General features: G+C 59.0%; 11 protein-coding genes. 4 read left to right on the forward strand and 7 right to left on the reverse strand.

All coding sequences use genetic code 11. The annotated features are described in order from the left end of the window. Window positions 1-211 precede the first annotated feature (211 nt). From ACMKFF_RS00940 to ACMKFF_RS00970, 7 genes are all read right to left on the reverse strand, one after another. Window positions 212-952, reverse strand: a complete 741-nt coding sequence (locus ACMKFF_RS00940) for a nucleoside phosphorylase (protein ID WP_367927468.1) — start codon at window positions 950-952, stop codon at window positions 212-214. A 19-nt stretch (window positions 953-971) separates the two neighbouring features. Continuing rightward, entirely contained in the window at window positions 972-1,925 is a 954-nt protein-coding gene (locus ACMKFF_RS00945; RefSeq protein WP_419495761.1) for an ABC transporter permease, read from the reverse strand. After that, the gene (locus tag ACMKFF_RS00950) at window positions 1,926-3,050 is read right to left on the reverse strand and encodes an ABC transporter permease (RefSeq protein WP_419495762.1); all 1,125 of its coding nucleotides are present in this window, start codon (window positions 3,048-3,050) and stop codon (window positions 1,926-1,928) included. Continuing rightward, the gene (locus tag ACMKFF_RS00955; protein ID WP_419495763.1) at window positions 3,047-4,582 is read right to left on the reverse strand and encodes an ABC transporter ATP-binding protein; all 1,536 of its coding nucleotides are present in this window, start codon (window positions 4,580-4,582) and stop codon (window positions 3,047-3,049) included. The genes ACMKFF_RS00950 and ACMKFF_RS00955 overlap by 4 nt, the downstream gene beginning before the upstream one ends. An 80-nt stretch (window positions 4,583-4,662) precedes the next feature. Further along, the gene (locus ACMKFF_RS00960; RefSeq protein ID WP_419495764.1) at window positions 4,663-5,835 is read right to left on the reverse strand and encodes a BMP family ABC transporter substrate-binding protein; all 1,173 of its coding nucleotides are present in this window, start codon (window positions 5,833-5,835) and stop codon (window positions 4,663-4,665) included. A 271-nt stretch (window positions 5,836-6,106) separates the two neighbouring features. Beyond that, entirely contained in the window at window positions 6,107-6,541 is a 435-nt protein-coding gene (locus tag ACMKFF_RS00965; RefSeq protein WP_419495765.1) for a cytidine deaminase, read from the reverse strand. Beyond that, the gene (locus ACMKFF_RS00970) at window positions 6,538-7,218 is read right to left on the reverse strand and encodes a YczE/YyaS/YitT family protein (RefSeq protein ID WP_419495766.1); all 681 of its coding nucleotides are present in this window, start codon (window positions 7,216-7,218) and stop codon (window positions 6,538-6,540) included. Before ACMKFF_RS00970 ends, ACMKFF_RS00965 begins: the two co-directional genes overlap by 4 nt. Window positions 7,219-7,640: 422 nt before the next feature. Between ACMKFF_RS00970 and ACMKFF_RS00975 the strand changes: the two genes are divergently transcribed. The 4 genes from ACMKFF_RS00975 (at window position 7,641) to ACMKFF_RS00990 (ending at window position 10,564) form a co-directional block, all read left to right on the forward strand. After that, window positions 7,641-8,657, forward strand: coding sequence for a LacI family DNA-binding transcriptional regulator (locus ACMKFF_RS00975; RefSeq protein WP_419495767.1), 1,017 nt, complete (start codon window positions 7,641-7,643; stop codon window positions 8,655-8,657). 40 nt (window positions 8,658-8,697) lie between these two features. Beyond that, entirely contained in the window at window positions 8,698-9,849 is a 1,152-nt protein-coding gene (locus ACMKFF_RS00980; protein WP_367927475.1) for a glycoside hydrolase family 172 protein, read from the forward strand. Window positions 9,850-9,947: 98 nt separating this feature from the next. Continuing rightward, window positions 9,948-10,244, forward strand: coding sequence for a type II toxin-antitoxin system Phd/YefM family antitoxin (locus ACMKFF_RS00985; protein ID WP_349136680.1), 297 nt, complete (start codon window positions 9,948-9,950; stop codon window positions 10,242-10,244). Continuing rightward, entirely contained in the window at window positions 10,241-10,564 is a 324-nt protein-coding gene (locus ACMKFF_RS00990) for a type II toxin-antitoxin system RelE/ParE family toxin (RefSeq protein WP_419495768.1), read from the forward strand. Before ACMKFF_RS00985 ends, ACMKFF_RS00990 begins: the two co-directional genes overlap by 4 nt. Window positions 10,565-10,714: the final 150 nt, after the last annotated feature.

A 10,714-nucleotide genomic window follows, 5' to 3' on the forward strand; every position in this document is an offset into this window, starting at 1 on the left:
CCCATTCCCTTGTTTACCAACGCGCCTGACGGATCCTCCGCCGTTGCGGCCACGCGGTCTCTGCGAGTCGTGTGATTCAATTTTATGGTCCGGCACCAGCCGGACCATCCTTGATTATATCGTCCCGGATTCAGAATGTCAATCGTATTTTATTCGAAAAGGCAAAACTCCCCGCGCCGGATCCGGCGCGGGGAATCGCTGCATTGCAGAATTACTTTTCGGCAGCCTTATCCTGCTCGATGAGGATGCGCAGCGCACCGACGGCAACCTCGACGCTCTTCGGCATCTCGGTATAGGCCATGACGGAGGAGGCGCGGCAGCCACGGATGGAGGAGATGACAAAAATCGCAGCAGACTCCATCTCGGAGCTGATGACATTGCCGCGGCGCCATGCTTCCCAGCGGGCCTTCAGCCACGGCTCGGCGGGCATGTTCTCCGGCTCGTGCTGGCCATAGAAGGAGTCCTTGGACTGGGTGATGCCCTCGATGAAGTTGTAGCCGAGCTGCTTGGCGGAGTCGGCCAGAGCCGCGACAACGTGGCGGTCGGCGACGGCCGGGTACTCGATGGGGATGTAGTGCTTCGTCGTGCCCTCATCGCGGACGGCAGCGGTGTTGATGACGCCGTCGAGCGTCGGGTCGAACGCGCGGTCACAGACGCGTCCGGCCGTGCCGACGCGGATGAAGGTGTCCGCGCCGCAGGCGATCAGCTCTTCCAGGCAGATTGCCGTGGACGGGCAGCCCATGCCGGTGGAGACGACGGAGACGGGAACGCCGTTGAGCGTGCCGGTCCAGGTCTTATGCTCGCGGTTGTGCGCGACGAGCTTTGCATCATCAAAATAGGATGCGATCAGGTCCGTGCGGAACGGATCGCCGGGGAGCAGGACATAGCGGCCGATGTCGCCCTTGCCCACGCGAACGTGATAGGTCTTGCCCTCATCTGTAAAAACAGCCATAGTAATTTACCTCCAATTATTATCTCTTGCTCTTATCATAGGGAACGCCAATGACGCCGGGCGCATTGGAGCGCTTCGTGGAGAACGCCAGAACAATCAGCGTCGCCACATAGGGGAGCATCTTGAAGAAGGCCTCCGGGATGCCGAGGTTATACAGGAACGGGATAACGGAATACGACGCGGCAATGGTCTTCGTCAGGCCAAAGAACAGTGCGCCGAGCGCGATACCCCACGGCTTCCACTGGCCGAACACGACGACGGACATGGCGAGGAAGCCATAGCCGCTGACGCTGGCGGTATAGGTCGTGGTCGTCGGCAGGATGAACACGAGGCCGCCGAGACCGGCCAGAGCGCCGGAGATCAGGACGCCGGCATAGCGCATCTTATAGACGCTGATGCCAACGCTGTCGGCTGCCTGCGGGTTTTCGCCGCAGCTGCGCAGGCGCAGGCCGAAGCGGGTGCGCTTGAGGATGAAGGCCGTGACGATCAGGACAAGGATGCCGAGATACGTCGTGACATAGGCCTTCTGGAACAGGATCGGACCGAGGACCGGGATCTTGCTGAGCAGCGGGACGGCGTCGATACGGAACGTGTTGCGGAAGACGACCTGCTCCGTGCCGAGCATGACGCGGGCATAGAAGATGCAGAACGCCGTAGCAAACGTGATGATGGCCGTCGAGCTGATGGTCTGCTCCGCCTTCAGGTGGATGGAGGCAAAGGCGTGCAGGGAGCTCAGGAGCATACCGGCAAGGATCGAGATCAGGATCGCGATCAGCAGAACGAGCCATGAGGGCATGGCGGCACTTGCCGAGCGGATGAACATGATGCCCGCGAACGCGCCGAAGACCATGATGCCCTCAAGTGCGATGTTCAGAACGCCGCTGCGCTCGGAGAACAGGTCGCCGAGGCCGACGAGAAGCAGCGGGACGAGGAAGATCAGCGTCTGCTGGCAGATAAAGATAAACAGATTCATTTATTTCTCCGCTCCTTTCCCGGTGTGGTGCACATCCGTCCTCTGGCGAAGCTGCCATCTGCGGATGCCTTCGCGGATGATGAAGGAGAATGCGCTGAAGTAGACGATCACGGAAACGATGATGTCGACGATCTCCGTCGTGAAGCCGTAGGTCTGCATGTAGAAGCCTGAGACCTGCATATACGCGATGAAAATACCGGTGAATATGATGCCGATCGGGTGGTTCATGGCAAGCAGGGCGACCGGAATGCCGTTCATGCCCTCTGCCGCCTGTACGTCCTCGACCTTGATGTACTTACCGGCGGAGGAAAGGTACAGCAGCGCACCGCCGAGGCCGATGAGAGCACCGGAGATGAGCATGGCGGTCATGATCATACGCTTGGCATCGACGCCGAAGCCGATGCTGGCGTCGCGGTTCTTGCCGCAGGCCTTCAGCTCGAAGCCGAAATTCGTCTTCTCCAGCAGGATGAACACGATGATGGCCACAACAATAACGATGAAGATGCCGATATTCGCGGAGCTGTCCGGGAAGATCTTCTCCAGGCCGGCCGTCGGGAGGCGGTGAGCCGCCGGCACGGGGCGGGTCTGGTTCTTCACATTGTCATAGATCGGGGCGATCTTGATGAGATAGTTCACAAGATACATGCCGATGTAGTTCATCATGATCGTCGCAATGACGATATTCACGCGGCGATAGGCGTGCAGCAGGCCGGGGAGCAGGGCCCACATGGCGCCGCCGATCATGCTGGCCAGCAGCGGAACGATCCATCCGAGTGCTCCGGGGAGATTCCAGACGCTGGCAGTATAGACGCCGCAGAAGGCGCCCACGATGAACTGGCCGGCACCGCCGATGTTGAAGATGCTTGCCTTGAAGCCGAAGCCGACGCCAAGGCCGGTCATGATGATCGGCACGGCATAATACAGCACGTTGCCGAAGGTCTTCATGCCGCTGTAGAAGCCGCCCGTGATGAGCGCACTGAAGGCCGGGAATGCATTCGAGGGATTCGTCGCCAGCAAAACAATGAGGCCGACGAGCAGACCGGCCAGAATGGCCAGAATGGAGGAAAGCACGCCCGCGTAGTCTCTCTGGCGGCGCGGAGCAAGGGGACTTGTCTGATTTTTCATTTTACCGCTCCTTTCCGCTTGCTGCCGGACATGTAGAGGCCCAGCTCATTGACCGTAACCTCTTCCGGACGGACATCGGCAACGATCTCACCCTCGTAGAAGACGATGATGCGGTCGCTGATGTTCATGACCTCTTCCAGGTCGAACGAAACGAGGAGAACAGCCTTGCCAGCGTCGCGCTGGCGGAGCAGGTTCTTATGGATGTTCTCGATCGCGCCGACATCCAGACCGCGTGTCGGCTGCATGGCAAGAATGACGTTCTCATCCGAGTCGATCTCGCGGGCGATGATCGCCTTCTGCTGGTTGCCGCCGGACATGCTGCGGGCCGTGCTCTTCGCGCCCTCGCTGCTGCGGATATCGAACTCTTCGATGAGCTCCTCCGCCAGCTCGCGGCGCTTATGGAAGCGGATGAAGCCGTGGTTCTGGAATTCCTTGCGGAAATACTTGCGCATTGCCAGATTTTCTTCCAGCGTATTGTCCAGGATCAGGCCGTACTTGTGGCGGTCCTCCGGCACATGGGCCAGACCGTGCACATTGCGGTAGCGGATGGGGGCATGGCTGACATCCTCGCCGTTGAGCAGGATCTTGCCGCTGTTCTGTTTCAGCAGGCCGACGATCACGCGGACGAGCTCGCTCTGGCCGTTGCCTTCGATACCGGCCACGCAGAGGATCTCGCCCTTGTGGACGGAGAACGAGACCTGATTCAGAATATTCTTGTTCGGGTTGCGCTCCGACTTGAGCGTTACATTTTCAAGCGTCAGGACAGCATCGCCTGCATGCTCGGGAGCCTTCTCCAGATGGAAGTCGATCTTACGGCCGACCATCATTTCGGAAAGATCCTCGACGCTGGCGGTCGAAACGTCGCAGGTGCCGATGCACTTGCCGCGGCGCAGGACCGTGCAGTAGTCCGAAACTGCCTTGATCTCATTGAGCTTATGGGTGATAAAGATGATCGCCTTGCCCTCGCGCTTGAGGTTCTGCATGATGATCATCAGTTCGTCGATCTCCTGCGGCGTCAGGACAGCCGTCGGCTCGTCGAAGATCAGGATGTTGTTGTCCTTGTAGAGCATCTTCAGGATCTCTACTCTCTGCTGCATACCCACGGTGATGTCAGAGACTCTGGCATCGCAGTCGATATTCAGGCCATAGCGCTCGCTCAGGGCAAGCACCTTCTTGCGCGCTTCCTCCATCTGCAGGACGCCGTGCTTTGCGGTCTCGACGCCGAGGACGATGTTCTCGAGCACGGTGAAGTTCTGCACCAGCATGAAGTGCTGATGAACCATGCCGATACCCAGCGCATTGGCCGTGCGCGGATTTTTGATCTCTGCCTTTTTGCCGTTCACGAGGATCTCGCCCTCTTCCGGCTGATAAAGGCCGAACAAGACGCTCATCAGCGTCGATTTACCGGCGCCGTTCTCGCCCAGAAGGGCGTGGATCTCGCCATAGCGGACGCGCAGAGTGATGTCGTCATTCGCGACGATGCCAGGAAACACCTTCGTGATGTGCAGCAGCTCGATCGCATAGTTGTCCATAAAATGATCCCCCTAGTTGGTAAACCCGGCAGGGAAACGCCACAGCGCTCCCTGCCGGGTCCGCCTTATCTCATAGTCGTTTACTCGACGACCTGAACCGTCACATACTGCAGGGTCGCTGCAACATCCTCGATGGTGACCGTGTTGCCATCCGCATCGACATCGCGGTGGATGCTGGAGGTAACGCCGTCCTTGTCAGCCTTCAGGACTTCGACGATGGCATCATAGTCAGCCTGCGTGAAGTTCTTGAAGCGGGAGGTCTCCATGGGAAGACCAACAGCATCATCGTTGATGGTCAGAGTCTCGCTCGTGCCGCCGGGGAACGTGTCATTGTAGTAAGCCTTAATCGCGCCGTAAACAGCCGGAACGAGCATCTTCATGGCGGAGGTCAGGCAGGTCTCGGTGATCTGGGACATGTCGGTATCAACGCCGATGGAGACGCAGTCGCCGCCGGTGGCCTCGCAGGCCGCGAAGACGTTGTCCGGGCCGCCGCAGCCGAAGATGCACTCGGTGCCGGACTGATACCATGCAGCAGCCTTCGCCTGGAAGTCAGGAGAGTTGCCGAAAGCGCCGGTATAGGTGTACTTCATCTCAATGGAGCCAGCCTCAAGGCCGAGCTCCTTGGCAGCGTATTCCGCGCCGTCCACGAAGCCGTAGCCGTAACGAACGACAGCAGGAACAGCCAGAGCGCCGAAGAAGCCGAGCTTGCGATAGCCTTCCTTGACAGCAGCATAGCCCGCCAGGAAGCCGGACTGCTCTTCCGCAAAGAAGATGGAGCAGGTGTTGTCTGCGATGACGGTGTCGTCATCAAGGGTCGGGGTGGCGTCGACCAGAACGAAGTGGACGTCCGGATACATGGTCTGAGCCTTGTAGATGGCTTCGCCGAACAGGAAGCCCGGGGTCACGATGAGCTTTGCACCGTTGTTGACAGCGCCCTCAATGGCGGAGAGGTAGCTCTGCGTGGACTGGTCGATCGGGGTGTAGTAGGTGTAGGTCTTGCCGTTCTCTTCGGCGTACTGCTTCAGGCCTTCCCAGGAGAACTGGTTGAAGCCGCGGTCGTCGATAGAGTTGGCATCGGTGATCAGGGCCAGCTCAGCCTCGCCGCCGGAAACCGGAGTGGTAGCTTCGCTGCCCTCAGTGTTGGTCGTGGTGTCCTTGGTGTTCTCGGTGTTGTCATTGCCGGAGCCGGCGCAAGCGGCCAGGGACAGGACCATGACAAGCGCGAGAATCAGACAAAAGATTCTCTTTTTCATGTTGCCTCCTAAATGTGATACATTTTTATACTCAGTCCGCAAGCGGACCAAATACCGTTGTTATTCAGTCTGCTGTCAGACTAAATGTCATGTTATTTTGTGAATCAGGGAGCCGCTGATTCAATTCTCAAGAGCGGACGGCGAGGAATTTTTCGTCGAGTCGAGGTTTGGAACGTGCAGGCGTACTTTGTGTACGTCAAGCTTTCCGAACCGATGGATCGGCGGAAAAGATCCGGCATCCGCCGCAGAGGATTGATTCAGGGGCGACTTTTTAAGCCTGGGGTTTGGCAAAGAAGCCCTTGTTCGCGGCGGGGAAGCCGCCCTCCGGCAGCATCTCGCGCAGGGTGAACTGCTTGTAATCCTCCGGCGTCTTGCCGTGGATGACGAGGAATTCGTCCGGATCGCAGAACTCGGCCATGACCTGACGGCACACACCGCAGGGAGAGCAGTACTCCGTCAGCGGGCCGCGCGGACCGCCGACGATGGCGATGGCCGCAAACTCGCGCTCGCCCTCGCTGACCGCCTTGAAGAAGGCCGTGCGCTCGGCGCAGTTCGTGGCGCTGTAGCCGGCATTTTCCACATTGCAGCCGGTGTAGATCTTGCCGCTCTTCGTCAGGAGGGCTGCACCGACGCAGAAATTAGAGTAAGGTGCATAGGCAAATTCTCTTGCCGCGATGGCCTTATGGATGAGTTCAGGGATGTTCATGTTGTTTCCTCCTTCTTAGATCCCACGCCAAGGCGGCGGATGAGCGGCCGCCACATGGCGGCGAACACATCGCACAGCTTGCCGCCCAGCAGCAGATTGATGAACGTGCCGACGCCGATGTCACCGCCCGTCAGCCAGGTGGTCAGCAGCATGAAGCCGCAGTACACATACATCGCCGTACCGTAGCTCTTACGGATGAGCTTTGCCACGGTCAGGATGAGCATGTCCATGGGCTGCACACCGGCGTCGAGCTGTACATACCAGCCGAGCGCGATGCAGGCAATCACAACACCGAGGGTGCAAAGGGCGATGCGTGCCCACATCGGCGGCATGGTCGGAAAAATCTTCCCCAGCAGGTCAAGGTACAGGTTCAGCAGCGGGCCGAGGCCGAAGCCGATGACAAGGGAGCCGAGGCCCACAAGGGAGCGATTCGCGAAGATGAAAATCGCGAGAACGGTGCAGTTGAAGATCAGTGTGACCGTTCCGGTCTGCAGGCCGAGCATGCGGCCCAGCCCCTGCTGGAACGAGGTGTTCGTATCGGAGCCGACGCCCGAGAACACGCTCATGGCGATACCGAGTGCCAGGACGATCCAGGCCGGGAGCAGCAGGAGCAGCTGCCGCAGCAGGCGCTTGCCGTTCTCATGGGTGAAAATGGCGGATTTTGCGTTTTGTTTCATGCATACCTCATGAGCCGGATCGGAGCGGAGTTTACCAATTCCGATGATTTCGAAGGAACAGGCGCTCAGGGAACAGCTGCACGCGGTCGGGTGAACGGCTCCCTCAATGGCTCGTACAAGAGAATACCACTTTTTTTACGCCGTGTCAATCGAAACGTTTTCACAAAAATTTCCTTTGCGAATTGTGCATTCTGACGATTTTTTCCGGCCGATGTCGCCGCCCGGAATGCATATCGCTCTTAACAAGCGTTTTATTTTGTTACATAATAGCGTAAGAAAGCGCACATCACAAATCATGCTTGACAGCCGTAGAATGGCCTGTATAATAGTATTGTGTAAAGACATGCTTATTTCACAGGGTCAATCTAAGGTTTTGTTTACGAACATATGATTATTTCAGGTCTTTCCGGGAGGGATGCACCATGGGCCGCCAAAAGCGCGCTTATCAATCCGTGACCATTCGCGACGTTGCCGAGCGGGCCGGTGTAGCAGTTTCGACTGTCTCGCGCGTGCTGAACGGGCTGGACCGCGTCAGCGAAGAAACGCGCCGGCGTGTCGAACAGGCTGCCCGCGAGCTGTCCTATGTACCAAATAATTTCGCCGCCTCCATGGTCACGGGGCAGTCCAAGATCCTCGGCATTATCGTGCCGAACTTCACGCACGACTTCTTCGGCTTCATCGCACAGACGGCAGAGCATGTGTTCCGCAAGCATGGCTATCTCACCATCGTCTCTGCCAGCGGCGAGGACCCGGTCGCAGACCCCGCCGCCTTCCTGCAGCGCTTCTATCACATGCTCGACGGCGTGCTCCTCGTGCCGACGGCCGCGCGCCTGAAGGACCTCGAGTCCTTTGACAAGCCGCTGCTGCTCGTCGACCGCGACATGCCGGGCAGCTCGTTCAGCAGCATCTCGTTTGACAACGAGCCTGCCTGCTATGAGCTGACGCGCCGCCTGACAGAAAAGGGCCACCGCCGCATCGGTCTTTTGGTGCTCAACAGCCCCATGAACATCGGCGCGGACCGGCTGGCAGGCTGCCTGCGTGCCCTGCGCGAGGTCGGCGTGGAGCAGGACCCCGCACTGGTGCGCTGCTGCGCGGCGGCTGCCGTGGACGGCTATACCCAGACGCGGCTGATGATGACCATGCCGGACCCGCCAACGGCCATCGTGTGCTGCAGCGAGGAGCTCTGCACCGGCGCGGTGCGCGCGTGTATGGATCTCTCCCTTGCCCCCGGCCGTGATATCTCGCTCGTCAGCTTCGATGAGCTGATTACCCCGCTGGCCCCAACGGCCATCACCTCGGTTTTCTCCCCGCGCCGCAAAATGGCCAAGGTCGCAGCGGAGCGCCTGCTGGAAATGGTCGCCAATCCGGCAAAACGCACACCGCGCAAGGACGTCGTCGAGACGATCATCCACGAGCAGCACAGCATTGCGCAGCTTTAAGCGCACTGCGTTTTATTTTTAGGAAGGAAAATCATCGATCATGAGCGAATATCAACCGGCAAATCTTGAAAATCTCTTTGTCAAGCGCGCAGGCAAGCGCATGCGCGTCGCCTCCTGCGACCCGACGGGCGGCAATAACGACAATGTCCTCATTCCCTCCGGCGAGACGTATCTCTTCGCCGACCTGCAGGGTCCCGGCATCGTCACGCACTTTTTCTGCACCATCGGCAACCCGAACAAACGCCGCCCGGAATGCGGCATCGGCACGGAGGAATTCAACGTCCGCAAGGTCGTGCTGAATGTCTACTGGGACGACGAAACGGAGCCGAGCATCCAGGCGCCTCTCGGCGACTTTTTCGGCATGGGTCACGGCATCACAAAGAGCTTTGCCAGTGCTCCCCTGCAGATCACGCCGGAGGATGGCCGCGGCTTCAACTGCTGGTTTCCGATGCCGTTCCGCAGGCGCGCCCGCTTCACCGTGAAGAACGAATGCTGCAGCCCGCTGCACTTCTATTTCTATGTGGATTACGAGCAGGTCGATTCCCTGCCGGAAAACACGCTGTACTTCCACGCGCTCTGGAACCGCGAATGCCCGACGGACGGCGTCCCCTCCTCGGCACGTTCCCGCCATATGGAATGGATCATGGGCGGCGAGCAGGACAAGCATCTCTCCGCAGAGGGCAACTACGTCCTGCTGGACGCCGAGGGCAGCGGCCAGTATGTCGGCTGCAACATCAACATCCATAATCTGGAAAACAGCAGCGAGTGGGACTGGTTCGGGGAGGGCGACGATGCCATTCTGATCGACGATGAGCCGTGGCCGCCCCGTCTGCACGGCACAGGCATGGAGGACTATCTCGGCCTTGCGTGGTGCCCGACGCAGGAATACCACGCGCTCTATAACGGCTGCACGCTCTCGCCCATGGACAACTACAAGGGCATGGCATCGTATTACCGCTTCCACATCCTCGACCCCATCATGTTCGACAGGCACATCCGCGTGACGTTCGAGCACGGGCACAACAACAACCGCAGCGACGACTGGTCCACCACGGCCTACTGGTACCAGACGGAGCCGCATAAGCCCTTCCACCCCATGCTCCCCGTGGAGCAGCGCCTGCCGATCGATCAGAAGCTCTATGAGTGGACCGGCCGCCGCGAATTCTGCAAAAACGAGGAAAACGTCCGATAAATGTTTGGAGGAGGACCGATCGGTCCTCCTCGATCATTTCCTTGACATAGTAGCAGAATCAGGATATAATATGACTACCATCAATAGGAGGTGTTGCTATGAACCATGGCATTTCCATCCGGCCGTCTAAGGATATCCGCACGAATTATGCGCAGATCTCTGCCCTGACCCGGCAGAATCCAGTCGCGATCACTGTCAACGGCAAGGAGGACACCGTCCTTCTCAGCCACGAGGAGTATCAGGAGCAGCTGCTCCGCATCAGCGAACTGGAGGCAAAGCTGTCCATGTACGCTCACCTTGCCCAGGCGATGGACGACATCCGGCTGGGCCGGGTGCAGTCCGCAGACGCTGTCTTTGATGAGCTTCTCGGGGAGCTGGAGGCTCCTCAGGAATGAGCACGCAGGTCGTGTTCACCGGGACGGCGAAAAACGATCTCTGGGAGATCGCCGTTCATCTTGCAAAACGGTCCGGCAGCCGGGAGCTTGCCGTCCGCTTTGTCCGGGAGCTGCAGGAGCAGACGGCGATCCTGGCGCAGTTCCCGGAATCCGGTGCATTCCCGCAGGACCGGATGCTGAAGAGCAGCGGCTTCCGTTTTCTGACGCACAAGGACTATCTGCTGCTCTACCGGTACGAAAGGGCCGAGGGTCGGGTCTATATCATGGCCATTTTCCACGGCAGGCGCGACTACCTGCGCGTCATGCAGCAATATCTGTAACGTAAATTGGGAACCGAGTAGGAGGGACGTTTAGTCCCGTCCTCTCACACCACCGTGCGTACCGTTCGGTACACGGCGGTTCAATCGCATAAGTGCACAGACTCGTACCGGTCTAGGATACTGTAGTATCCTGCCCGTGCGAGTCTTTCT

The sequence above is a fragment of the Faecousia sp. genome (assembly GCF_048519415.1).
Classification (GTDB): Bacteria; Bacillota; Clostridia; order Oscillospirales; family Oscillospiraceae; genus JAZOXB01.

Bases quoted from the DNA above. Each gene is read 5' to 3' on its own strand.
- ACMKFF_RS00940 (WP_367927468.1), bottom strand. From the start codon at position 952: ATGGCTGTTTTTACAGATGAGGGCAAGACCTATCACGTTCGCGTGGGC.
- ACMKFF_RS00945 (WP_419495761.1), bottom strand. From the start codon at position 1,925: ATGAATCTGTTTATCTTTATCTGCCAGCAGACGCTGATCTTCCTCGTC.
- ACMKFF_RS00950 (WP_419495762.1), bottom strand. From the start codon at position 3,050: ATGAAAAATCAGACAAGTCCCCTTGCTCCGCGCCGCCAGAGAGACTAC.
- ACMKFF_RS00955 (WP_419495763.1), bottom strand. From the start codon at position 4,582: ATGGACAACTATGCGATCGAGCTGCTGCACATCACGAAGGTGTTTCCT.
- ACMKFF_RS00960 (WP_419495764.1), bottom strand. From the start codon at position 5,835: ATGAAAAAGAGAATCTTTTGTCTGATTCTCGCGCTTGTCATGGTCCTG.
- ACMKFF_RS00965 (WP_419495765.1), bottom strand. From the start codon at position 6,541: ATGAACATCCCTGAACTCATCCATAAGGCCATCGCGGCAAGAGAATTT.
- ACMKFF_RS00970 (WP_419495766.1), bottom strand. From the start codon at position 7,218: ATGAAACAAAACGCAAAATCCGCCATTTTCACCCATGAGAACGGCAAG.
- ACMKFF_RS00975 (WP_419495767.1), top strand. From the start codon at position 7,641: ATGGGCCGCCAAAAGCGCGCTTATCAATCCGTGACCATTCGCGACGTT.
- ACMKFF_RS00980 (WP_367927475.1), top strand. From the start codon at position 8,698: ATGAGCGAATATCAACCGGCAAATCTTGAAAATCTCTTTGTCAAGCGC.
- ACMKFF_RS00985 (WP_349136680.1), top strand. From the start codon at position 9,948: ATGAACCATGGCATTTCCATCCGGCCGTCTAAGGATATCCGCACGAAT.
- ACMKFF_RS00990 (WP_419495768.1), top strand. From the start codon at position 10,241: ATGAGCACGCAGGTCGTGTTCACCGGGACGGCGAAAAACGATCTCTGG.